Annotated in this window: 24 protein-coding genes; 10 read left to right on the forward strand and 14 right to left on the reverse strand. The window is 50.9% G+C overall.

Annotation, left to right across the window (positions count from 1 at the left end; genetic code table 11):
* Positions 1-287: 287 nt before the first annotated feature.
* The 3 genes from EL633_RS35945 to EL633_RS35955 all read right to left on the reverse strand — a co-directional run bounded on the left by EL633_RS35945 (position 288) and on the right by EL633_RS35955 (position 3,754).
* A complete protein-coding gene (locus EL633_RS35945; protein ID WP_126632138.1) occupies positions 288-866 on the reverse strand; it encodes a DUF6245 family protein in 579 nt (192 codons plus the stop codon).
* 192 nt (positions 867-1,058) lie between these two features.
* Positions 1,059-2,264, reverse strand: a complete 1,206-nt coding sequence (locus tag EL633_RS35950) for a coiled-coil domain-containing protein (protein ID WP_126632139.1) — start codon at positions 2,262-2,264, stop codon at positions 1,059-1,061.
* Positions 2,265-3,526: 1,262 nt separating this feature from the next.
* On the reverse strand, positions 3,527-3,754 hold the full coding sequence (locus tag EL633_RS35955; RefSeq protein ID WP_126632140.1) for a hypothetical protein: 228 nt from the start codon (positions 3,752-3,754) through the stop codon (positions 3,527-3,529).
* 564 nt (positions 3,755-4,318) lie between these two features.
* Between EL633_RS35955 and EL633_RS35960 the strand changes: the two genes are divergently transcribed.
* Positions 4,319-5,212: a hypothetical protein gene (locus EL633_RS35960; protein ID WP_126632141.1), complete on the forward strand. Its 894-nt coding sequence runs from the start codon at positions 4,319-4,321 to the stop codon at positions 5,210-5,212.
* Positions 5,213-5,274: 62 nt separating this feature from the next.
* Here the strand turns inward: EL633_RS35960 and EL633_RS35965 are convergent, their stop codons facing one another.
* A complete protein-coding gene (locus tag EL633_RS35965; RefSeq protein ID WP_126632142.1) occupies positions 5,275-5,535 on the reverse strand; it encodes a hypothetical protein in 261 nt (86 codons plus the stop codon).
* 184 nt (positions 5,536-5,719) lie between these two features.
* On the opposite strand from EL633_RS35965, the gene EL633_RS35970 reads away from it, so the two are divergent.
* Positions 5,720-5,992: a hypothetical protein gene (locus tag EL633_RS35970; protein ID WP_126632143.1), complete on the forward strand. Its 273-nt coding sequence runs from the start codon at positions 5,720-5,722 to the stop codon at positions 5,990-5,992.
* A gap of 357 nt (positions 5,993-6,349) precedes the next feature.
* Positions 6,350-6,574, forward strand: a complete 225-nt coding sequence (locus tag EL633_RS35975; protein ID WP_126632144.1) for a hypothetical protein — start codon at positions 6,350-6,352, stop codon at positions 6,572-6,574.
* Positions 6,575-6,877: 303 nt separating this feature from the next.
* Here the strand turns inward: EL633_RS35975 and EL633_RS36905 are convergent, their stop codons facing one another.
* Positions 6,878-7,036: a hypothetical protein gene (locus tag EL633_RS36905; protein WP_161982731.1), complete on the reverse strand. Its 159-nt coding sequence runs from the start codon at positions 7,034-7,036 to the stop codon at positions 6,878-6,880.
* A 109-nt stretch (positions 7,037-7,145) separates the two neighbouring features.
* On the opposite strand from EL633_RS36905, the gene EL633_RS35980 reads away from it, so the two are divergent.
* On the forward strand, positions 7,146-7,436 hold the full coding sequence (locus tag EL633_RS35980) for a hypothetical protein (RefSeq protein WP_126632145.1): 291 nt from the start codon (positions 7,146-7,148) through the stop codon (positions 7,434-7,436).
* Between the two features lie 140 nt (positions 7,437-7,576).
* On the opposite strand, the gene EL633_RS36910 is transcribed toward EL633_RS35980, so the two are convergent.
* From EL633_RS36910 to EL633_RS36015, 8 genes are all read right to left on the reverse strand, one after another.
* Entirely contained in the window at positions 7,577-7,720 is a 144-nt protein-coding gene (locus EL633_RS36910; protein ID WP_161982732.1) for a 3'-5' exonuclease, read from the reverse strand.
* A gap of 174 nt (positions 7,721-7,894) precedes the next feature.
* Positions 7,895-9,262 (reverse strand): hypothetical protein, encoded by a 1,368-nt coding sequence (locus EL633_RS35985; protein WP_126632146.1) that lies wholly within the window; start codon positions 9,260-9,262, stop codon positions 7,895-7,897.
* A 136-nt stretch (positions 9,263-9,398) separates the two neighbouring features.
* On the reverse strand, positions 9,399-10,649 hold the full coding sequence (locus EL633_RS35990) for a hypothetical protein (protein ID WP_126632147.1): 1,251 nt from the start codon (positions 10,647-10,649) through the stop codon (positions 9,399-9,401).
* 24 nt (positions 10,650-10,673) lie between these two features.
* Positions 10,674-11,342, reverse strand: coding sequence for a hypothetical protein (locus EL633_RS35995; protein WP_126632148.1), 669 nt, complete (start codon positions 11,340-11,342; stop codon positions 10,674-10,676).
* Positions 11,343-11,364: 22 nt separating this feature from the next.
* Complete coding sequence (locus tag EL633_RS36000; RefSeq protein WP_126632149.1) at positions 11,365-13,416, reverse strand: ATP-binding protein; 2,052 nt, start codon at positions 13,414-13,416, stop codon at positions 11,365-11,367.
* 18 nt (positions 13,417-13,434) lie between these two features.
* A complete protein-coding gene (locus EL633_RS36005; protein WP_126632150.1) occupies positions 13,435-13,914 on the reverse strand; it encodes a hypothetical protein in 480 nt (159 codons plus the stop codon).
* A 75-nt stretch (positions 13,915-13,989) separates the two neighbouring features.
* On the reverse strand, positions 13,990-15,234 hold the full coding sequence (locus EL633_RS36010; RefSeq protein ID WP_126632151.1) for a tyrosine-type recombinase/integrase: 1,245 nt from the start codon (positions 15,232-15,234) through the stop codon (positions 13,990-13,992).
* Positions 15,235-15,450: 216 nt separating this feature from the next.
* Positions 15,451-15,951, reverse strand: a complete 501-nt coding sequence (locus tag EL633_RS36015) for a hypothetical protein (protein WP_126632152.1) — start codon at positions 15,949-15,951, stop codon at positions 15,451-15,453.
* A gap of 146 nt (positions 15,952-16,097) precedes the next feature.
* On the opposite strand from EL633_RS36015, the gene EL633_RS36020 reads away from it, so the two are divergent.
* From EL633_RS36020 to EL633_RS36045, 6 genes are all read left to right on the forward strand, one after another.
* Positions 16,098-16,526 (forward strand): helix-turn-helix domain-containing protein, encoded by a 429-nt coding sequence (locus EL633_RS36020; protein ID WP_126632153.1) that lies wholly within the window; start codon positions 16,098-16,100, stop codon positions 16,524-16,526.
* A gap of 172 nt (positions 16,527-16,698) precedes the next feature.
* Positions 16,699-17,541 carry a hypothetical protein gene (locus EL633_RS36025; RefSeq protein WP_126632154.1) on the forward strand — a complete coding sequence of 281 codons (843 nt, stop codon included), beginning with the start codon at positions 16,699-16,701 and terminating at the stop codon, positions 17,539-17,541.
* Positions 17,542-17,817: 276 nt separating this feature from the next.
* Positions 17,818-19,074, forward strand: coding sequence for a M16 family metallopeptidase (locus tag EL633_RS36030; RefSeq protein ID WP_126632155.1), 1,257 nt, complete (start codon positions 17,818-17,820; stop codon positions 19,072-19,074).
* Between the two features lie 18 nt (positions 19,075-19,092).
* On the forward strand, positions 19,093-19,896 hold the full coding sequence (locus EL633_RS36035) for a hypothetical protein (RefSeq protein WP_126632156.1): 804 nt from the start codon (positions 19,093-19,095) through the stop codon (positions 19,894-19,896).
* 23 nt (positions 19,897-19,919) lie between these two features.
* Positions 19,920-20,309, forward strand: coding sequence for a hypothetical protein (locus EL633_RS36040; RefSeq protein WP_126632157.1), 390 nt, complete (start codon positions 19,920-19,922; stop codon positions 20,307-20,309).
* A gap of 9 nt (positions 20,310-20,318) precedes the next feature.
* Complete coding sequence (locus EL633_RS36045) at positions 20,319-20,795, forward strand: DinB family protein (protein WP_126632158.1); 477 nt, start codon at positions 20,319-20,321, stop codon at positions 20,793-20,795.
* 707 nt (positions 20,796-21,502) lie between these two features.
* On the opposite strand, the gene EL633_RS36050 is transcribed toward EL633_RS36045, so the two are convergent.
* The gene (locus tag EL633_RS36050) at positions 21,503-22,285 is read right to left on the reverse strand and encodes a hypothetical protein (RefSeq protein ID WP_126632159.1); all 783 of its coding nucleotides are present in this window, start codon (positions 22,283-22,285) and stop codon (positions 21,503-21,505) included.
* Positions 22,286-22,586: the final 301 nt, after the last annotated feature.

Below are 22,586 nucleotides of genomic sequence, written 5' to 3' on the forward strand. Positions count from 1 at the left end.
CTGATCGGGAACCTCTCCAGAGAGAGATCACTGCTAGTATAACTAGGCAAGACAGGAGAGAGACGGGAACAAGACGGCAAAACACGGATAAAGACGGCAAAACACGGAAAGGATGAAGTTATAAGGAGGCAGAGAGGAGAGAAAGCGTGGAAAGAGTGATGGAACGGCTTCACGAAGAGGGGATCAGTACACTATCGCCCTGTCAAAGCAGGCGAGATGGCCCCTAGCATCATTCAAGGGGCCATCGATCTGACATGTATCCTTTCCCATCATCATACCTATGGACATCACAAAGAGAAGAGGTCCTCGGCTTGAGCGAGAAGGTTCAGCATCACGTCGATATTTGCAGCAGCATTGGTGAGGGCTTCCCGCGCACCCTTCAAATTCGTTGTCATCTCTGCTGGAGATGCGACCTCCAGGTTCTGGCCCGCTGCACAAATGCCCAGGAGCAGTTGGAGCCCTTCTGCCGCATGTGCGGCAGCCAGGGGAAGTGGGCCAGCTTCCGTATTCTGGGCAATTTCTCGGAGCGGACCCTCCACACGCAGCGTTCGCCAGCGAAGAAAATGTAAGAGTTTGCCTGGATCTTCCTCAGCCCCCGCTGCTTTCAGTGCCTGCCAGTGAGCAGCCTGCATCTGTTCGGCTGAAACGTCGGCGCTATCTGCAAACATGGCATCGGTCTCTACTATGCCCAGCAGCGCGTTTGCCAGGAGCAGGCGATACGCCTCCATGCCACCTAAACGCTTGGCTTCAGCGGTACGCTCAGCGTCGCTATTTTCTCCGGTATATTTTCCGAGAGCAATCATGGCTGCGGTCAGTTGTTTCACGGTAGATGGCTTGTCGTCACGCCGATTCATGTTTTTTTTCATACAGCTCCTCCAGTATTTGCACCATCATAACACAGCCACTCCGTATAATCCAACAACAGGACTGAGCATTGATCGTCATAATAGTAAAAGCTTGCCCCAGGTGATCCTGGCCGTGAAGGAGGCAATCTGGCTACGTCGTCATCAATGCTCATCGGATTGCCAGGGTTAGTACGTTGGCCTGCATTATCGCATTTATCTTTCCTTGGGACGATCTCGTTGCATATTCCGTCTTTCCTCCAGCAGGCTCTGGAGATCCGCCACCGATGCAACCAGCGGGAGGAGCTGCGCGTACTGATCAAGCAAGGCTTTTTGTTCAGCGAGCTGCCGCTCCAGTTCACCATAGCTGGTACGCTGTCGCTGCAACTCGGCTGCGGCCTGTTCCGCCTCCTTATTGGTACGCTGCTGCCAGGACGAGAGATCGTGTTGCACCTGTGTGACCTGCCCATGCATTGCTTCTACCTGGTCGCTGAACAAACGCACCTGGGCATCTCTTTGCACTCCCTCATCACTAATGCGCTTTTCGAGAGACTGAAAGCGCTCAAGTGCAGTCCGCTCTACACGCCCAATCGCGGTATCCATTGCCTCACGGTAGGTCTGGAGTGCTTGCTGCTGCTGCACAGAAAACCTCTCTAGGGCCTGATTCGTCTGCTCTCCCTGCCTTTCTATCGCTTGAGTCAATTCGGCCTGCCGGGCAAGAAGGCGTGCTTCTTGTTCTCGTGCGTCTTCTTGTACGTGGGTGAGGTCCTGGCGAAGCTCCTGCTGAACGTTGCTCAAACGCTGCTCTGCCTCACCGAGGTTCTGGCGCAGGTCTTGATGGGCTTCGGTAAACTGTTTCTCGATGTCAGCCAAAGCCTGGCGAAGTTGCTCTTGACCAGAAGCCTGGCGCGTTTCTACCTCCGCCAGTTGATGAAGCAACTCAGCTTGCACAGCACTCAGGCTGCCCTGAAAGTGTTGATCCAGCGCTCCTAGCTGTTGACGAACCTCAGATTGGTAGGTACTCAAGGAATGTTGCGCTTCAACGATCCTGGTCATGAGTTGTGCATACTCCTCTGAGATGCGCTTGTTCTGTTCCAGGATGAGTTGCTGCTGCCTGGGAATACTGAGAATGTCGGCCTTCCCTATTTCCTGGGTGATGGCCGCCGACTCGTCAACGATAGGGTATCCTGCCTTGGGTAAATCGCTAGCACGCACGAAGCGTGTCCTCTTGTTTTGCCCAGCTCGCTCGCGCCTGACCGGCAGAAGGCCTTTCGCGATTGCCCGTCGCAGGGTCACATCCTGCACCCTGCAAATCCGTGAGGCGTCTGTCACGCTGAGCCAATAATCCTCTTCTCCCACAAGAGCCTCAACATACTGCACCAATTCATCATTTTTCTCTTTTTGCACCGGTTGAGTATCCATACACAGCTCCTCTTTCGCTTCGTTGACCCACCAGCGTCAGGCGAGGCTGATTCCTTCTCCCGATTTTTAAGAACCTGCTGCTGGAAGATCGATGCACTTCTCAGGGCAACCACATCAAGCGTGATTGTTTGGCGCTGAAAGGTTTCGGCCCCACTATTGAGGGCATCGGAGGCATTTTCGCTACGACAGTTCCGAGCATAATCGACTCATAGTATTCATTCAGAGTTTCCTCAACCCCCTTTTTCCAGTTGATGAAGACGGCGTAGATAGTCATAGGAAACTTTTTGCCTTTCTGCGAGGAAAATGGCCCGTTGCGGCCTCTGCTGCGCTATTTTCCTGCTAATCACTACGATAAGTATACATTTGCCGGTACCAATAGTCAATACCTGAGCAATTTTGACTATGAATGGTACTGTTTATTGATACCGACAAGCAGATTAAAATGAAAAGCGCGTGAGGGAAGCTCACAGAAGCAGGTCAAAGTTTTAGGTGGAAGCGTTTGGGCCTTGGGGATCACGCTCTTTCTGATGGGTATTGGTGCCATTCTCAAAAGCAACGGCATTGGTTGAGGATATGGGTGAGTCGTTGCTTGTTCTATTGTTTACCACTCTTCGTGTTCTGGATTTATGGAGTTACAGTCTATCAGTGGAAAAATCATGACCGTGAAGAGGCTTCAATAGCAAATCAGGTACTAGCTCAAACAGAAATAGTGTCTGAATGTGGGCAATAGCGCCCATGTGAACCCCATCTGGGAAACAAGAACGGCTGATTTTCCAGATGGTGGAGACTTTGATCAACATCAACTTTCCAAATGCTGGTTCTCGCTACCGAGAGCCTATTGAAGAGTACCACCCCCTCCCTTTTGAACGCGCTCGTCTAGCTTCGATTGGATGAACACACGGTCACGCCACGCCCTAATTTCCGCACCTTCCGCCCACCGTATGCACCAGCAACCTGAGTCGGGTGGTAGCTTCTCGTCCAAGATGGACGAGATAGAGGAGTCTCACTGTCGAACGCGAATAGGACTGTGCCCCTCTGATATGGATCGCATAGGCTGCTCTACAACGTCTATTTAGGAAGTACTACCCCCTCCGTTTTCTGTCGCGCTCAATCGCTTCGGCAGGTCGTGGGGCCTCTTGGCTTCATGCCTCATCCCGTTCACGCCACTGCCTGAGTCGGGCAGTACATTTTCACTCTCTGTGGGAGTGAGCTAGCGTATAATCAGGAAACAACCTGAGCTGATTGTTGCTTCCTGGCCGATGTTACTTGTCGGCCTGTGAATGTTGCTCGTTTTCCGCTCGATCTGCTGCAGACTGAGCACGCTCATCAAAACCACTTTTCGCGGTGTCTGAGTCAGGATGACGGTCTGCCGCGCTCTGGATACGAGAAGCATCTTCCTTCGACATCGAGCTGCCGCCGGATTTTCCCGATCCACTCCCCTTCCCACCATTCGATCCCCCCTTACCCGATCCACCGCTGCCTTTTGCCATGATATAAGCTCCTTTCTTGAGAAGATGTATGTAGGCACTTTCGCCTGCATACGTAATAGAGTACGCTTATTTGAGAGAGAAAGTTACTCAGCCGTAAAAAACCTCTTTTTGCAGGATAAAGTGATTTTTAATAATAAAGTATTTATAACTCCTCTTGCATGTTTTTAGATGCTCATCTTTTTGCCAACATCATAGTAAGCTTGCCCTCAGTTCCGTCGCTTGACGTAAGTAAGAGTTCTTGCAAAATTTAGGCAACGCCGAAACGTGTAACGTCGAAGCACAAAGACCAGAGCAAGAGCCACTTTTGGGTTGTTCGCAAATAGTTCTTCCCGTCAGCTTGAGAAGCCAGGTGGATGTCAAAAAGCATCAAAGCGTATCATTGTAAATCGTGTATAATTTTTCTTGGATATTGAAGGAACAGCATTCCTGATCCTTCATCATCCACTCGACACAAGAATTGAAGTAGCATGCTCTTTTCAAAGATGCTGTCGAATAGATAGGGAACAACTATCTCGGCTTCAAAGGAAAGGGATGATACTTCGTCGTGCAAAGGAGTATTGGTGGATGAGTAATTCTCTTTGTCCTATCCCGTATTGCCCTCCTGAGTACAACGATTCATTTGAACATGACCTGTCTCTTTTCTGCGGTTTTACCCTGACAGGATACAAGCAGCCTGCTCCTGATGGAGAGGTCATTCGTCCTCGTTGGATCGTTACACCTACTGGCATCTCGTATACTGACCAAACCTTCCATACTCTCTTTAATGATGCGGCATTTCGTACGCTCTTGCGGTGCATTTTGTCTCAGCAGAGATGGAAGCGCGAAGATCTCTCACAGCATTTTGGGGCCAGACTGACCAAGAAACAACGCTCACTCTACCTGACGTACTGTCAGGAACAAGCATTTCTTGAGCAGCAAGGATCAGATTGGCGGCGGGGACCGCAATTACAACAGATCTCCAACCTTGGGCATACTTTTGAGTGGGTTGTTATGGAGTATCTACGCGTTCAGCATCACATGTTGGCGCGGTACTGCGTGCATCTTCAAGAAATGACGGTCCAAGGTGACCTTGATGTTGTTGCACTCCGTGACAATTTCAGCATAATGGTCGAGTGCAAATCAAGCTCGTCAACAATTACCAAGCAGAGTATCCATCTGTTTGTACAGCGCGCAACCGAATTTCGACCTGATATTGCATTGTTCCTCATTGATACATGCAGCGAAGAAGCATTACGCTGCCGTTTTCAGCAACTGGAGCAGGAAACGCTCTGTTCTGGGCACCCTGCTTCAGCATGCCGGCTTCAGTGTGGTAGTGTGTATTGGGTTACCAATAACCTCTTCCTGGCCAATACTGCTACCGGCATTCACTCCACGCTGGATGCAGCTATTCAGATTGGGTATGCCTTGAAAGATCTCACTCAGTTTATGGCTAGTAAGTCCTGTCGTCTTGTGCGGTAGATATCCGATCTTCTCAGAACGCGTTTAGACGGGGCCTTCTCCAGGTCCCGTTGCCTTATTCCCTAGATACTGGTGACATCTAAGGGGCGTATCACAGGGCTAATGGACTGTTCTGGGTAAAGAATTTTATGTAGCTTGGCAACATCACTCACCCGAACCTGGCGTGTGCGGGGAGGGGTACCAACCAGTTCCGGTTGCTGCGTCTCAGGGTCGCCCTTAATTGGGAACCGACCGCTGGTAATCCAGCGATTGGCCATGCTTTCAGATACTCCAGTGATCCTCGCAGCGTCAACTGGCGTGACCGCGGATGCTTTGCGAATCAAACAAGACTCTCTCTCTTGAAAAACATACAAAAAAGCGTGCATGTTCCTCTCAAAAACTAGCCATGTTCCTTCAAAAAAAGTTAGAAGCTTTAGCGGGTACAAATCAACGCGAATAGGGTAACATTGGTAATGAACAGTTGAAAACATTTTCGGTAAGCGTTATCTGAGAAGAAAAGAGGGTTTTATGGCTACTGTTGCCCATTTACCTAAAAAGAGGCTCACGATGCCTCATTTATTAACACTTTCTCGTAAAAAACGAGTCATTACATTCCTGTCCATCGCAATCATTATGGCGATAAGTTTAACAGCCATCATTAGTACGACCGCATCTTCTTACGCCTTTACGATAAGTCGTCCTTTACCAGCGGGACAAAATCGGTTCAGCTATGGCTCTCAGAGGATTGCAGGCCAGATTTTCTTCAACGGACAATCATCCCCGCTATTGGAAATGATATGAACTAACACAAGTATGAGGAGAAGTCTGGCCACGAACCGAACTCCTCTACTACTAGCATTTCCAGCAATATATGCCGGAACAAAGCTGGTCCAGCTAAACAAATCTTCATCTATAAAATTATATGAAATGCAGGAGGAGTAGTGTGTCTCATTATGATTAGTTTTCTTTACAGCGTCATTTCCCCTTCTCGTTCGGCTCGCATGGATTGCTTCCAGTCCAAGCTGTACAATCGGTGAAAAGATGCTCAATAGGTGTTGTGAGAATGCAACTCTTTATTAGCTCAAAATTGGTTTTAGGAGTGCTTAAAGAACAGTAGTTCTGCTATTCAACAATTCAACAAGATGAGAGGAGTACCGCTTGTTACTTACCTACCCACTTTCGACCAAATCTCTCCGCGTGCTGGTGATGACAACCATTCTCGTTGCCATCCTCATTGCGACTATCGTTTCCAGTTTCGTGTTTCCGTCTGAGACACTGGCTGCGACAAAATGGTTTTCGGGTCAGCATGTTGGGGCAGGGGTCGCTGGGCAGATTTTCTTTCAAGGAACTCATAAACTGGCTGCCCAGGGCTTTTTCAATTGAATTCGCTGAAGAATGCCTCAATCGTCGAGATCCATTGGTTCAAACGGATCTGTTCAATCGGAGGAGCGTGGAATGCGCCACATTCCCAAAAGAATGCAACAATGGTACACCATCGCTTTTGCGATGAGTACCCTTTCTCTTCTTACAGCAGCTGGCCGAACAATATTGGGCCAGTGTTTCTATAACTAACTAACGCGTACAGGCAGCATTTTGCAGCTATTACCTGTCTTTGAATGTCGTATCTTTGAAGTTTTAGGTATCTCAGACAGAAAGGAGACATCCCTGTCTTTCACCATCGCTCTTTTAAAAAACGTGAAGAGAACCATCCTTGTGGCCGTTGTCATTGCTGCATTCATCGTCATGATGAGTACACTGCTGGTCTCGCACACTTGAGTAACCAACCAGGGATGGTTCAGCTCCATTCACCGGGGGATCACCGGTCAAATTTTCTACAACAGTCATTCTCAACTGGCTACTCATCTTGAGAGAACCGCACAAAGTTGGTTTAGCTAAACGAGGTTCAAGTAAGAAAAAGCGTCTTACTATGTTGTTCAGTGAAAGGGGTTTACATATGTCTCTACACACCTTACGCACGAAACAAACGCTCGCTTTCATGGTCCTTCTCGCCCTCTTCCTCCTCATTGGGAGTTGGGCATTTCATCCAACCATTGGACTCTTTCAGCAAGCTGCCACTCATTGGTTCAGTAACTGGTCTGCTCCCATCACTCAAACCCATACCAGTGGACAGAATTTCTATGGTATGAGCGGGAATGGACAGATTTTCTATCAAGGCCATCACCAATTGGCCGCCGGCGTCTATTTACACGGTCACAGTAGACCCGCCGTGACAAATTGGTACTAAAGACTCCTTACTACGATTGAAGTAATTGTACCAGAATAGGAGGTCGAGAGGACGAAAAGCCCGTTGTTTCCTACTTGGCTTCCGGGCGATCATGCCGAGACGGGGATCGCTAGACGCATTTCTTTCACTGGCTTTCTTCCTTAGAGCGAGAGCTTCTGCTCATCAGCAAACGAACGCAGGCGGCCAAGCGTTTGCTGACCAATGCCGCGATTGGGAACATTGAAAATCCGCTCCCGGGCCACGTCGTCGGCTGGATTGGTCACCACTCGTATATAGGTTAGCACTCACGCTCCAGCTGAAGTGCTGTGACCAGCACAGTTGAACAGTTTCCTTTCCATAGGTCTCTATAACGCATTCCAATAGACGTTGCATTTCCTCGTGATAGGCGGCCCATTGATCTCGCAGAGCCGCCGGGCCATTATCCTGACATGTGAGCTGGGCATCCCGCCTGTTCTCAATCATACCGCGATCTTCTGCTGTTCTGGTATTTCAAGAACGGCATTCGCGAGCCTGACGCTCTGGCCGCCGCTGCTCAAAAGCTGCTGGGCCAGGCGTTGGATGGTCCAGGATTTGCGTACCTGAATACCGTACTGCTCTCCAAATGCCAGCAACTCGCTTTTGCTCTTTGTCTGGAGTTTGGGCAGTGCCAGTTCAATGGCGTGCTGGCGACAGTAGTCCAGATAGTGGTGAGCATGCTGTTCTTTGATATGTGTGATCCGCGTATGCTGCTCTTTAACATAGTCGTTGCTCCATCCGAGAATCGCCTGCGTTTCCTCTTCGCTATGGTAGAGCAGCAATGAGATAAGCCCCTGAGCGGGGTGAATCCAATAGTTCCTGTTTTCCCACAGGGAGCGATGCCAGCCATATCTCTCGACGGGCAAGCACTCCTCTTTCGCAAGGCTGCGTTTCGCCCATGTAACAAACCAGTCCACCAGGTGATACCGTTCTAAAAAAGTGGAGAGGGGGAAGCCGGTTGGCGGGGCCTTATATCCTTCTGTAAAACCAATATGAGGGTTGAAGCCCCACGCAAAGAAACGATCATCCAATGCCTCTGCTCGCGCCACCAGATAGATCTGATCATCGGGGGAAAACGCCACGTTGTATGTTTGGCTGGGCTGATAGAGTGCTCGCACATACTCATGTTGCATGAGCGCCTGTTGATAGGGCGCACCATACCACAATTTTCCTTGCGCATCACGCCAGTGAATGATCCCATCCTCAAAAACAGTGTCGAGAGTGAGATCGCGCACCATCTGTAACCGTTGGATCGAACGAGACAGCACGGCTCTGAGAATGCGGGAGTCGGCGGCCACAACAACGCGGGTCGTGCGGCTATTGTTCATGGATATGTAGGGGAGCGAGGCATGCTTTCGCTCTGGCTGGCCAGCACGTATCCAAGCCCGGAACAGCTCATCGCCCAGATACGTCTCCAGATCGAGCACGATCACCTGCTCCAGCCAGCCAGCCAGGATGAGCGCATTCGCCGGAATGCGAGGCAACACGGCTAAGAACCGTGCCACATGATCCTCATGCTCCTGTCGGTCCAGCTCTTGGAGCGCTCCTGCGGCCTGATCTTTGGCCATCGTCGTCGTATCAAGCACGTCCCAGTGCTCTGTCTCCGCATACTGGTTGGTGAGACAACGCACCTCACTCAGATAGTTCCGCCTGAAGAGCCAGGCCGAGAGTCTCGGATGCCAGTCGCGTCCTGGCTCAGGTACCGCGTTTTTGAAAGAGGTAATAAACAGTCGGTGTTTATAAGGAATGCGAACGAGATACGCGTATCCTGTCCCAGCTGCCTCGCTGATCACTGCTGTTTCAGGCATCATCTTCCTCCTCATTTTTGATCTGGTAGATTTCTCTCCATGCGGTCATGCTAGTCTCCTTTTTTATTCAGTAGACAACATACTGATTTTGCTTAACGATTTTGAAGCGCATCAGTCTCAACAATGAAAAGAAGAGATGTTAGCACTTTTCTGGTGATCCCTGCGAATGTTCCACTAAGCTATAGAGCTGCTGCCAGCGGGGATCGTTGCGAAACGATGTATGGAATGATCCTGGCTTAGGGGCAAGGATGGCCTCGCGGATATGTATGCCTGAGCGAAACTCAAGACGGAACATTTCCAGGTACCGCTTCGTCAACGCGTCCTCATCGTCAGTAAAAAGTTTGCCTACATGAGCTGGCTCGGCCATCGTGCTTCTTTTAAACGTTGCCAGGCACGATAACCCGATCTTATTGATTTGGGCCCATGCCTTGGGCGAAGGAAAGATGGTGCCAAGAGGGGCACGGGCAACATAGTCCAGGGCATCCGAAGCCCCACGACGCCAGATCGCTTTTTGGGCTTCCTCGCTGGTCCAGGGATATACGATGCTCTGCAACCGTTGTTCTTCCGCCTGATCTAGAACAAGGATGATCTGACCAGCGAGCCGATAGACTCCTTCTCTGTGTTCTTCTGAGCACGCGTAGAGATGAAGCACTGTTCTTCGTGTATTAAAAACACGCACCTTGATACCGCTGTGCCATTCATCGTGCCAGCCAGGAAGTTGCTCGACCAGCTCCATGAAGCGTGCTGGTTTTGGTTCCTCTTCATTGCCATCTACTCGGCCACCTATCCAGAGTGTTTTCACCTCGATTTTCTCCGGGCAACCAGGATAGGCACAGGGCTCTAGTCTGGTCAAGCTCGCAAGGTGCTCTTGATAGTGTCGTTCCTCTTCCCGCCAAGCGGCACTGGTCTGCTCTTTCAACGTCTGTCGCCATGCTTCAATTTGTGCGTGGCCTCCCTGGCTATTGCGAAAAGCTGCTTCGACTTCTGCCTGGGGTGCAAGTTCGGCTGAAACAATGCGATTGATGAGGCGTCGCTGCGCTTCAGTAAATTGCTCACGTCTGATGCCAAGAGCATCCCGGACCATCTTGCGACCTACCCGTGTGATCCGTATGCGAGGATGATCCGGTGCGAGCCCTTGATGTTGCTCACGTTCAATGAGACCTTCGCTCACGAGACCGCTGAGGATCTGCTCAACGTTCTCGCCCCCAGGAAACACCTCTTGCAATACCTCCTCATAGCTGATCTGCTGCCATTCATGGGCTGGACGGCCATCAGAAACGCGATACAAGCGGAAACGCTCATCGTGTTCCCGTTTTTTTGCTTGGTCGAGGCGAAAGATAGCTGTGAGATACGCTTGCTCACGTTCATTCAAATCCTCCCATGCACCCATCGAGTCTTTCTCTCCTTTTTTGCTTTATTGGTGTGCAAAAACCCTACGTTGCTCACGCTCCTGAAGAATGGCCTGAAGTGTCCCAGGAGTGCCAACGACGGCTTGCTCGCGTCCCTCCTTGCCCTGGAGAGTGCAATGGATGATCACGTAGACGTGCTCTACATGGTTATGGCGCGGATGCTTTGAACTGGTCAGCGCTTGCATCATGGAATAGGCTCCATCTCTGTTCACAAAGCGCCCCATCTCGTGCCAACTGCCATCGTACAGCAGAGAGCGCAAGCTGTAGCCGTACCAGCGTGAAACTGCTTTCCATTCCTCTGGCGTCAAAAACATAGGGATGTACCAGGGATTCTCCTGATCAAAAGGGGAGAACCGCGTTTTCGCAACCGGCGGGGGGAGCGGAATCTGATCAGTTTTGCGATTCAGTCTTCGTGTGACCAGAACGGAAGCGATCTGAGTATCGGCCAGATCCTCCGGTTTGGGCAAGCGGCGGTTCTTTACGCGCCTGGCTGCAATCAGTTGTGTACCCTTTGGGTGCTTGCTGCCGAAACCAGCGTAGCCGACGGTGCTCACACTCACCACCATCGCCGCGAGCTTATATCCTTGCTCTTCTGGTTCATACTCCACCAGGTCGCCGCGACGAACGACGATACCACTTCCATCTAAAATCCATTCGTGCTCTGTGTTTCCCATCACCTCTCCTCAAATCCCTGCTTCATCCCCGATCAGCAGGGATCTTTTTTTCTCCTGCGATGAGCCGCAGCACTTCATCAGAAAGACGTTCGATGTGCTGTGAGGCAAAGTACCGAGCCAGATAGGGACGCAACTGGCCAGAGTAACGTTTGGCGTGGCTGCTCCCACGTGTAGTCTCCGCAATAATCTTGAGTCCGATCAGAGCGTTGGGAAGATGGTCACGAACCTTCTGCTCATTCTTTTGCTTCGTCAGCAGGGTTAAATGGGCAATGGTCAACTCCTGCTGACCAACGTTCCCCGCCCGTTCGTAAGACAGAATGGTCAATGCGATAGCCCGCTCAAGTGAATCAGCAATGACAAATTGTTTCTGGAGTTGGTTCCAGCGCACCCGCTCATCCAACGACAATACGTGGTCAAGCGGTATCTCTTTGGCTGATGCGGCCCTTGTCTGGCCAGCAGCGCTTCCCGTCGAATGCTCGTTGCCCTCCTGGATCTGCTTCTCTAAGCGCTGCACCTGACGTTGGGACAGGGCAAAAGCTTCTTGTAGCGTGGCCAATTCCTCGGTGCGCTCTTTGAGAAGCGTCTGTGCTTGCTGTAATTCAGAAAGCAACGACGCGCGCGCCGTTTCATCTATGGGAGTCATCTCGATTTCTTGCGCCTCGCTGCCGCTGACTGACGTGATCTCGACATGAGCAATATGGGCGTGTTGAATATCAAGGGCAGCAGGTAACAATGCCTGAGCAGAAGGCTTCCCTGCAACGAGTTGTAGGAGTATCCCTTCACCGGAGAGGAGCGTAGGGGCATAGATTTGGACTTTTTCGAGCAGGCGTGCCAGATGTTCTCGCAGAAGGGTATTTTCTTGAATGAGTTTTTCAATCTCCTGATGGGCTTTTTCCAGACGTTCCAATGCTTCCTGCAAGCGTCGCGCACCTGTAGAAGAAAGTTTCTCTCCTTTCGAGCGCGGGGGAGCGGACGCGAGGGCCTCGCGTACATACTGCACCAGGGTGTCATCCCGGGCGATTTCAACTGTGGTTGCCTGCCCATCAAGCGTCGGAGTGGTGCCAATATGCACTGTTTCACGCTCACGGACCTGGATCACATCCACACGCTTATGGATTTTGACCAGGGCTGTGCCCGCACCGAACGTTTCGAGAAGCGACTCCATCTGCTTCGCTTTCCGTGGCACCAGCTCCTTGTACCGATCCACGTCGAGTGGGTACTCTACCTCATGCAAAATGCGCACTCGCGCCTGCGTCACAGGTGTTTTTCGCACATTGGCGGGCCGTTGATCGGCAATGATCATTCCGAGTCCGAACTTGCGATATTCCGTCGCCAGGTCCGATACCACCTCCTCGACAGGGCTACTGCTTCCCTGGGGAATGATTCCATGAGCCTCTTCAAGCACAACCGTATAGGGACGCCGGACCTGGGGCAAAATGCTCCAGACCGCCTCAAAAAATTCGGAGAGCACGTCATAGCGGTACTTCTTTTTGATACCAGCCAGGTCCAGAATGATCGAAACGCCATTACGTATGGAAAATTCAGCGACTATTCCCACTTCTTCGGGTTCAATAATCAGGTCTGGTGCGCTCGCTGCTCCGCCTGCAATACCCACGACCAGGAGAGGAACAGGCAATGCGCGGAGACTGAAGTATTCTCCGTGAGGATCGATAACAGCCAGAGGAATATTGCGGCGCAGGAGGTGTTCCAGGATAAGCGCAACAGTAGTACTTTTTCCACTCCCCCGCATCCCAAAAATTGCGGTGATTTCTCCAATAAGATCCTGGTAATTGATCCACATGCGCCCGGCAACATCCAGAAGAAACCCCTGTTCTTGATCGCGCTGCTCGATGGCTGCCAGCATAGACAGGCGGCGCTTTCGTAACAAAGCTTCAACTGCTTCTAAAACTTCCTGCGTTTGCGGTGACCACATGTCAGCGAGCTCATCTGTGGCTGGCACGTTTTGTGCCAGCACCGCCAGGAAACGTTGAAGTTCGGTCAGGGCGACCGCAGACGATGAAGAGGTCAATGCCTGAGGTATTTTTCCATTATTCTCAGGGACGGCTGTACTCATGGGAGGTTCCTTTCTGAGCTACTGGGACAACTCAAAAGCGCGGTGAGCCTGTCCCCCTGGCCCGAATACGTAAATCCCACATGGTTTCGCCTGATCCTCATCGACCAGATAAGCGTCCCAATCAAGGTCTACATTTCGACTATGAGCGATAAGGGCTCGTGCTTGCTCGTTACTCATCCAGTCATGTTGGCCTAGCAACAAGTAAAGTGCTTCTGTCGGACGTACGCGTGTTGATACAGGGAGCTGACGTAAGAGCGTCCCCAATGTGATAACTGTTCCCTGGGACACGTTGCTTTTCTCCTTATTGTTCTTCTCGTGTGTGAGAGCTATGTGAATCGACAACAATAGTGACGTTGCCCACCTTGCCACTTGCGATCCAGTCGGCGTATCGACGCCTCTCTCTGGGAGGCGTCGTAGGGGATATCCACCCAGGTTTAGCGTGTCCCCTCGCTCTAAAGCGCGACGTAACTGGTGAAGAGACAAGGGCTGGTCATCCATCGTATTTCCTCTCTGCAAGCGCTGTATCCGCTCACTGTCTTTCCATTTCTGTCACACCTTATATAAAGGAACGGATTAAAACTTCTCCACATAGCCCGAGGCGATGTTCTCCGTCGGGGTCGTGTAGACACGGATATACGCCTCGGACTGGTGGCCGAGTCTGCGCTGCAATTCAAACTTGTCCTTGTTGGTCTCTTCGGCCAGGCGAAAGCCGAAGGTGTGGCGCAACATATGCGGGTGGAGACCGTTGATCTTGCGCTCCCCTTCCTGCTCCGCATCATGCAGCTCGCCGATATGTGTCACCAACTTGTTGATGGCACGCACCGTTAAGCGCCCATTGGCATCCCCCTGTGGCGCAATGACTTCATCTTCCTGCTTGGACTTTTTCACAAAGCGAATGCTGCCAGCACGCAAGAAGAGCGCCCGTGGTTCGGCCACTCCCTCGGCATCGGTTCCCCGTTCACATTCCAGGTAGTCCGCCAGGGCCGCCCGCGCATCAGCGGAGAGAAAGAGATTGCGCAAGGTCTGGTTTTTTCCATACACATTGACGAGCTGCACTTTGCGGGCCTTGCGCAGGGCCGCTGGCGTCACGACGGTTCGCTCGCCACGGTTCGGATCGGCTGCGCCGATCACCACCTGGTCGAGATTCAGATTCACCAGTTCCTCGCGTCGCACTCCGCAGGCCAGAAAGATCTCGATGATCGCCCGATCTCGGTAGGGGCGACTGTGCTTATGCAGCAGCGGCTCCTGCGCCTGTTTGCGCTGGCGCTGCCCATGCCGCCTCCCTTTGCGGCGCATGAGGGCTGGCAGGCGCTCCAGGATCGATTTGAGTGAAATCACCTGCGCCTCGGAGAGCGTGTGGGGAATCAGTGCGGGCAGTGGCAGCTCTTTCACCCCAGAACACGGGTTGCCCAGCACAAAGAGTTCGGGTCGCTGCGCGGCCACCCAGGACGTAAACCCGGAAAGCGAGGCCAGGTGGTTATTGACGGTGGCTGGGGCCAGCGCCGTGTGTTCACCTGCCTCTGTCTCCTCGTCACGCAACCGCTTCATCCACTCCAACACGTCACGCTTCAAGACGGTCGAGATGCGCAGATGTCCGTACCGACGGAGGAAGAAATCGGCAAAGCGATCCAGATGTAATGCAATTTTGTCGGCGATGGGCCGACTTCTCACCCCCTCGACCGCGAGATCAAGATAGGCAGCCATCCAGGCAAAAAGATCATCCTCTAAGGTCGTAATCTGCTCTTTTAATACAGAGCTTTTCTTTCGGGAACCAAAGTGGTCCAGTTGTATGATTTCAGCGCGTGCGTGGTCGCTCATCGGTTGCTCCCCGTTTTAACAGATTAGGTACCCAGAAGGGACGTTCCAGGAACCCTTTCGGTACTTGCCAAAAGTATAACACAACAAAACTAGTTCTGTCTACAGTATGATTGGTCATCCTTCTATCGCGTGTGGTGGGGGACGCGCTCTCCTGAAGAACCGTCAGAAACACCGATGGGTCGCCCAGGTGTTCAGGCGACCCATCGTGCAAGGGGATTAGGACAGGGTGACGGAGATTCGCATGGTCAAGTGTTTGAAGTCTGCCAGCATCTTCTCCGCGTGAGCACGTGGAAGTGGTGACCAGCTATCGACGCGAGCACGCATCGATTCCAGAGCCTTTTGCACCGCTTCAGGTGAATCATACGGGTCAATCGTTCGCTCAATGGTGTCACCAATACAGGAGAAGAGAAGGTACACCACCTTCGTGTCCTGTGCGTTGTCGAACAGTTTGTACGACCGCCTAGCCACAATGAAACTATACTCATCATGCCAGACGCCTCGAACAACGTTACCGAGGAGCAACGCCTGTGCGAGGCTCATCAGTGTGTTGTTGTCGGGACGGAACAGACGGGCTATTGCCCCTTCAATCTCTTCCTCTGAAGTGACCACAACGGCGACTTTTTCCAGGTACGATTTGACTTCACCAATAAACGACTTTCGTTCGAGAATGAGGGCTTTCACCGCTCCGATAACGCGCTCCTGCTGTACTTCGGCCATCTGTCGCGCTCCTTTCATGAGCTATCAATTAGCTTTACCAGGCAAGCAACTCCCTTGCTCAATGGAGATTGCAATCTCCATTGACTCTTCTTAGATTACCATGTACAATAGAGATTGTCAACTCCATTGGAAGGAATTGTTGCACGATGGCGAATACCCAACACGACACGAGCAAATATACCGATTTTGGACGGCTACTTGATGCGTTGCTCACCAAAAAGAAGATGAGCTATCGCCAACTGGCGATACGATCTGGCATGAGCCCCAATTCTCAGATGAGCATTATCAGAGCCTGTCGAGGAGAATCGACGCCCGAGCGCCGCCATGTGCTTGCCTGGGCCACCATCTTGGAGGCAACACCCGATCAGCGGAAAGCACTGCTTGCAACATTTCATTATGATGAAGATGCAAGACTTCTGGAGCATCATTTAGAGGAGGCCAACGCTCGCATCGCACTTCTTGAGCATCGGGTAGAAGAGTTAGAGCGTGAAAATGCACTCCTCTTACAAAATCAAAAAGATGATAGCGGGGGAAGATCGGGAGCCAGTTTTCCAAAAGAGGACGGCCTTGCATAAGGATGCCTCTCCCAGCTCAAACGGAGTAAACCTGCTCACTCCGTTTGAGGCGAAACGTCCTGAGCATCCACCATTTTTTTATTTTAGAGGAAGCGGATCGTCTTTTAGAAAAATACCATGAGGATGCCTGTAAGAGCCGCCTGCCTATCGACGCCTTGCAGCAAACAACGAAATGATCGAACGCCTTTTCACGAAATCTCACCCTGCTGAAAAAATGCACGAAATTGCAACATTTGTTGCCGATCTCAAGCTGTCCGACAGCCAAGCGCTTCTTCGCGTTTTCAATAGAGGGCTGTTGGAAAACATGCGAGCCTTCGGTACGGATCGTGCAGGCATTGACGAGAAAGACTTACGGTCCCATCAGCCAGATAGAATTCAGGGCTATGACGAGGTTTTAGCTCGGATGGGATTACGCCTTGAAGATGGCATTTTTGCCGTCCCTTTCAAGTACCTTACTTCAAGATTTTCTGGATTATTTGAAGACATCTCAATAGGCATATCCTCTCACCGAGTCGCTATTGCTGTATATAAGTCAGATCATATGATAGAGGTGAGCAGCGAATTTTTTTATTTTGTCAATCCGTCGCAGAAACAAGAGGCATTAGCTGGCGTCCTGGTGCAGTCGCCTCTTCCCCTTGAGCAAGAGTTTAACACTCTCTCGTTGGAAGCAAAAATGAACTTCCTGCGAGAGAATATAAACACGCTGAATCGCCAGAATATTGATATTTATCTTGAGTTGGCGAAGGACCTTGTATGCTTTGCCAGTATCAATCATTTAGTCGATGCGAGTGCCCGCGCTTCTGCCATCTTGGATGGTATAGAACGACGGGAGATAGAGATGAATGTGATTGATGAGTGTTGGCAAAATCTCGCCCTGCTCCATAGCAACCCAAACCATGCTGGGATAACAAAAAAACTTCTTACAGACCGCATCCATCAACGGCTCTGTGATGTAAGTATCGCAGGAGAGACTGAGTTCTTGCAAATTCTTTCTGTTTTGAATACCATTGCTTGATAGCGGCTTCTGAGTGTGAATAGACTGAAAAACCATGCTAAGACTAAGGATGAGAAGTTGTTGGCTTATTTGGCTGGATCTCTATTCCAACTTTCAGACGAGAAGTATGGGTTTTCCTGTCCATTCATACTCAGCCCCTACATCCCCGTGCTGAGACGCACGTCGCAAAAAAATCGGTCAGGACTTCGCTCCCATCCACTACAAAAACTATGCAGCCAGCGAGAAAATCAGATAGACTCTTAAAAAAAGCATCGCAATACAAAGGAATTCTTTGTCATGTTTCATGATCTGTATGCCAATTTCTACCAGGATACACTTGAAAACGGCCTCTCCGTTTACTCAAAGGAGTGGCCCAACGTCAATTGGTTTTATAGTGGTGTGGTCATTCATGCAGGGGTCAAAGAAGATCCTCCTGGGCGTGAGGGATTAGCTCACCTGCTGGAACATCTCGTTGGGGAAAATGTGGGAGACTTCACCTTTTCTCAGCTCGAAAATCGCTTTGAGGAACTAGGAGGGTGGGGATCGTTCGGGTCCACCTCCTACCTAGCGACCAACTATAAATTCCATCTTCCAGCCCAGACGAACAGCATACGGGAAGCTCTCACCCTCTTTGGCAAAATGGTGCTGATGGGAACCATCACCCGCCAAATCGAGGAAGAGAAAGCTGTTGTTGTTCGTGAGTATTATCGAGAGTATGAGCACGAACATGCACGAACCTGGGACATGCAAGGGAGACCGTTCCTTTTTGAAGGGCATTCCCGCTTGCAAACGTATCATTCTGCTCTCGGTGTTCTCAATGAATTTCTGCAATGTACAGCAGAAGAACTCCAAATATTTTATGATCGTTACTATGTCCCGAAGAATATAAGCCTTGTTTGTATCGGGCCGACGCCGAGAGAATGCATGCTGCGCATACTTCAGGAAACCCCCTTTTCGGTCTCAAAACGAGGCGAGCGTTCGAGCATGCCGAACGCATTTTCCCCTCAGCCACCACAAAGGCAAGAAACAATTGTTCAGCTTTCAGAGTTTTCAGCATTAGCTGGGTCACAACTAACGCTGACCTATGAATGGGTGGTCCCTCTCCGCTTCACGAAATATAGTGTTCGCATTTTGTGTGATCTGCTCGAAAAGATGTTGACTGAGGAATTGCGTTATAAACGAAGAATAACCTATACTGTAAATGTCGATTATGAATTCTGGCAGGACTGCCGCACTCTGCACATTCACATCGAGATCCCGCCAGAGAGGAGAGCAATGGTACAAGACCTCCTATGGCAAGTGCTCGGATCGCTGCCTCAAGCGGAGGAAAAATTCCTGGTAGCCAAGCAGGAGAGAATCAATTGCATTTATCGGATGGACTATAGTGGATACGATCTACTCCAGGCTGCGATGTCAGATCTGGCAAACTATCAGCGTCTGATCTCATTCACGGAAGAACTGCACCAGTGGGAGCAGACAACCTTTCAACACCTCCTGGAGCTTGCTGACTATCTTACTCCAGAGAGACACTTTTGCTTTCTTCTCCAACCGTAAATGTCGGAAAGGATGAGTATGGATACGAAACAGCTCTTTACTTACCTCAAAGACCTGATTCTCCAAACACCTGCGTATCGAGGTGTTCCATCTTTCCCAGATGAGGTAGAACGTGCGCGTACACTTGAACAGATTGTCTGGTGGCTCGGTGCAACCAATTTTTCGGCATCGCCGCACTCAGTGGCCGTCTCAGAATTATCCCTCTTATGCGCTCAATTAGACTCTTCCTATAATGGCTTCATGCGTTTACTCTTCTTCCTCAGCAATGTTGATACCCCTGGCTTTTTTCTCGGACACGAACGCAAGCACACCGATTATCCCTTACCACAAAATATTGGCAGCCACGAAACATCCAGAGCCATTGCACATGCGGTGAAAGGAGAAGCACGCCTGCGAAAAGCGCTGGCGCAGTATCTCATCTTTGAGTATGATCTGGCGGGATATGAGACGCTCACGCTGACTGAGTTGGCCGTGCGAGTGGAAAAAGAATATCGTTGGGAGTATGGGGACAAAGCGTTTACGCAGTCCTCGCGCAATGTAGCTTCGGCTCTTGCACGTACTGAAACTGAACGAGAGAGCCTGCGCAAGATGCTCCAGCTCGCCCTGGAAATCGGTTCGCGTCACCTACGCAGCCGCCTGGCGGTCAATTGGCTGGCGCAGGTGCAGCTGCGCGATTCTACGCTCCAGCAGGATCTGGATCGCCTCAAACAGATGACGCTCAAAGCAATCTGGCTGCAACAGGAGATGACGTACTCTACGGATGATCCTGAGTTCATCAAGGTCCTGTTGCGTGGAGGCACATTTGAAGGCCAGCAAAATTGATCTAGGAAGAGGAGAAAAACCGTATGCAACTGGAACAACTGACCAGCGATCAGCTTCAAAAGGGCATGACCATAGTGCATTTCGAGCCGCCGGGAACAGTGCATGTTGGACGTATTCACAGTGAGATCACAAGGCATCCTCCACTCCAAGCCTTCACAACAGGCATCTTCGCCGAATTTGATCTGCTCTACGCGGATGAATACGGCGAGGCCGGAAACGAGATTTGGCAAAAATATTTCTACTGGAACCAGGAGGCACCAACTCACGCAGGGGTGTTCAAGTGGCCTAATCTGATGAAATTGAGCTTTCAACTGGCAGAAAGTAGCCTGAAGATGGGACGTATGGGATGGCTCTTCCATATTGAGGTGCGGTCCCCCTTCGGACCGGCAAGGGTAATTGAAGTAGAAGTATAGGAGCAGACCATGCAAGGCTCACTCGCTCTCTTTTACCAGGGCTGGCACGGCCATCAGCAACGTCTTGTCAAAGCCCTCGCGCCGCTCACGAGCCCTCAACTCACCTATAGCACAATACCTCGCTGGTCCATAGGCCGCATTGCTGCACATATTATTGCGGCACGTGTCTGGTGGATGTGCTCGCGCGCTGGCGAGGGGAGCGCCCATTTAGCTCCTATGGAGCACTGGGACTCGACCGGGCAACCAGTCCGTAAAGCTTCAGAGTTGGTGAGCGGACTGGAGCAGACCTGGCGGGTACTAGAGTCGGCACTGGAGCGTTGGACACCCGCTGATCTTGAGCACATCTTTCCGGCGATCCCAGACGATCCGACTGAACGCACCAAAGGCTGGATCATCTGGCACGTGTTGGAACACGACCTCCATCACAGCGGCGAAATCTCTCTCACTCTCGGTGCGCACGGACTCCCAGCGCTCTCGTTAGAGTAAGAGATAGAAAGTCCTTCTCTGCCAGGGTTCCTGTGAAGGGTCAGGCCCGATGAGCCGCGCAACAATCATCTTTAATGCGGGTCCCGACATAATTTCCCCGATAGATTCCGCTAAGGGCAGGCCAGTCACGAAAAGGTCCTGATTGGTTCCGCTAAAGTTGCAAGAGCTATAAGGGTATGGTAAGACAGATACATTCGAGGTTTCAGAGATTTGGAGTGCGTCCCCATGACTCATAAAAAGATCCCAACCTATCTGACCGATGAGCAACGTCAGATCATAATGGAGATCCCGATAGACCTTTAATACTCATCTATTCAAGCACAAATTTGACAGATTTTTGTAGCAAACTGGCAGTTTTTTCGATTAGCACTGTTGTTGTATTAAAAAACTTTCTGCCATTTTTCCTGTTAGCAAAGTGACAGTTCCGTTCCAAAACAAAAACAAAACACAGAGCAATCGTACCATCAGTTAGCTCAAAGCGCTGTGTTACGATTGCTCTGTGAGGTGGTTCGTTAACCCGTGCCGTCCTCCATCTCATCCAGAGGTGCATATGGATTTACAACGACTGGCGTCAGGGTCCGGGCAGCATTGGTAGCGGATCGATGGCAGAGACCTACGCCAATTATTCTTTCCAATATAGGAAAATGTCCGGGCCAACGTACAAAGGTCGCACTTACATCACCTTCTCAAGGGGTCGAAACTAATAACTACTGTACTCTCATTTCATTGACTTTGTACAGCGCGCGCTCGCGCTTTGTCTCATTTTCCCCATAGGTCGCGCTCCACCCAAGAGGAAACATCTGCTCTTTGAGCCATACGTCAATCGCGGGGGCATCGCCGCTCAAACTCGTATATGGAGGCTCTAGCTGAAACAAGTGGAAGCTCCCATTACTGCATGCTGTGAGAACCCATTCGCTCCCGGTGTAGCTCTCACTCAGTCGGAGCTGTACCTTTGGCTGAATGACATCTCCACTAGTTCGTCGAGAGCCTTGTCTAATGAGCTGGGCACTGGCCTCTATCGCCTCATGCCAGGACGCCAGGCGAATGGCGTCCTCTCCCACCGCGACAAGACCCTGAGCGTCCTGAATCAGATTCAGCAGATGCAATGTGAAAAGGCGGTCATCCACCGCGAATTTATTCCGCAATTCAGCAATCGCGACGACCGTTTGGCCGCTTTCCTCGACGATCTGACGCGTCATGCTTAAAAGCGCGTACAGGATTTTACGATTGTTATACGGACTTAACATGTGCTCGTACCCAGGTGCCCATCCTGTCAGCGGCAATCCCGCTTGCTGGAGCATCTGCTCAATTGCTTGGTCGTCTATGATTGGCTCAGGAAGCGCAATCTCACCCAGGTTCTCGCTTCGGTAGCCCATGAGCTGGATACAAGCTCGGCTCACAGGGATACGAAGACTCGCCGCGTAGTAAAGTTGTGTGATCACCCTGCAATCATTAGGACCAATATGCTTGTTTGCCGTCTTCCAATGCACAATAATTCATCCTTTCTCTTCATGTAATTTCTCATTGAGATTATTGATTGCCAATTGACAATCAAAAGCATGCTATAATGGAGACTGCCAATCGCCAATGAGAGGACACATTTTGCATGGCAAAGCTAAAAAGAGACACGAGTGAGTATACAAATTTCGGGCACTTCCTGGACAAATTGTGCATTCAAAGGGGAATCAGTTTTCGTCAGCTTGCAGTAAAATCGGGTATGAGCGAGAGATCGCATATGTCCATCATACGTGTCTGCTGAGGTACATCAGTCCCCTGCGAGAAAATGTTCTG

The sequence above is a fragment of the Dictyobacter alpinus genome (assembly GCF_003967575.1).
In the GTDB taxonomy this organism is placed as follows: domain Bacteria; phylum Chloroflexota; class Ktedonobacteria; order Ktedonobacterales; family Ktedonobacteraceae; genus Dictyobacter; species Dictyobacter alpinus.

Coding starts and splice junctions, on each gene's coding strand:
- EL633_RS35945 (WP_126632138.1), bottom strand. CDS start 866: ATGAAAAAAAACATGAATCGGCGTGACGACAAGCCATCTACCGTGAAA.
- EL633_RS35950 (WP_126632139.1), bottom strand. CDS start 2,264: ATGGATACTCAACCGGTGCAAAAAGAGAAAAATGATGAATTGGTGCAG.
- EL633_RS35955 (WP_126632140.1), bottom strand. CDS start 3,754: ATGGCAAAAGGCAGCGGTGGATCGGGTAAGGGGGGATCGAATGGTGGG.
- EL633_RS35960 (WP_126632141.1), top strand. CDS start 4,319: ATGAGTAATTCTCTTTGTCCTATCCCGTATTGCCCTCCTGAGTACAAC.
- EL633_RS35970 (WP_126632143.1), top strand. CDS start 5,720: ATGGCTACTGTTGCCCATTTACCTAAAAAGAGGCTCACGATGCCTCAT.
- EL633_RS36905 (WP_161982731.1), bottom strand. CDS start 7,036: ATGACTGTTGTAGAAAATTTGACCGGTGATCCCCCGGTGAATGGAGCT.
- EL633_RS35980 (WP_126632145.1), top strand. CDS start 7,146: ATGTCTCTACACACCTTACGCACGAAACAAACGCTCGCTTTCATGGTC.
- EL633_RS35985 (WP_126632146.1), bottom strand. CDS start 9,262: ATGATGCCTGAAACAGCAGTGATCAGCGAGGCAGCTGGGACAGGATAC.
- EL633_RS35990 (WP_126632147.1), bottom strand. CDS start 10,649: ATGGGTGCATGGGAGGATTTGAATGAACGTGAGCAAGCGTATCTCACA.
- EL633_RS35995 (WP_126632148.1), bottom strand. CDS start 11,342: ATGGGAAACACAGAGCACGAATGGATTTTAGATGGAAGTGGTATCGTC.
- EL633_RS36000 (WP_126632149.1), bottom strand. CDS start 13,416: ATGAGTACAGCCGTCCCTGAGAATAATGGAAAAATACCTCAGGCATTG.
- EL633_RS36005 (WP_126632150.1), bottom strand. CDS start 13,914: ATGGATGACCAGCCCTTGTCTCTTCACCAGTTACGTCGCGCTTTAGAG.
- EL633_RS36010 (WP_126632151.1), bottom strand. CDS start 15,234: ATGAGCGACCACGCACGCGCTGAAATCATACAACTGGACCACTTTGGT.
- EL633_RS36015 (WP_126632152.1), bottom strand. CDS start 15,951: ATGGCCGAAGTACAGCAGGAGCGCGTTATCGGAGCGGTGAAAGCCCTC.
- EL633_RS36020 (WP_126632153.1), top strand. CDS start 16,098: ATGGCGAATACCCAACACGACACGAGCAAATATACCGATTTTGGACGG.
- EL633_RS36025 (WP_126632154.1), top strand. CDS start 16,699: ATGATCGAACGCCTTTTCACGAAATCTCACCCTGCTGAAAAAATGCAC.
- EL633_RS36030 (WP_126632155.1), top strand. CDS start 17,818: ATGTTTCATGATCTGTATGCCAATTTCTACCAGGATACACTTGAAAAC.
- EL633_RS36035 (WP_126632156.1), top strand. CDS start 19,093: ATGGATACGAAACAGCTCTTTACTTACCTCAAAGACCTGATTCTCCAA.
- EL633_RS36040 (WP_126632157.1), top strand. CDS start 19,920: ATGCAACTGGAACAACTGACCAGCGATCAGCTTCAAAAGGGCATGACC.
- EL633_RS36045 (WP_126632158.1), top strand. CDS start 20,319: ATGCAAGGCTCACTCGCTCTCTTTTACCAGGGCTGGCACGGCCATCAG.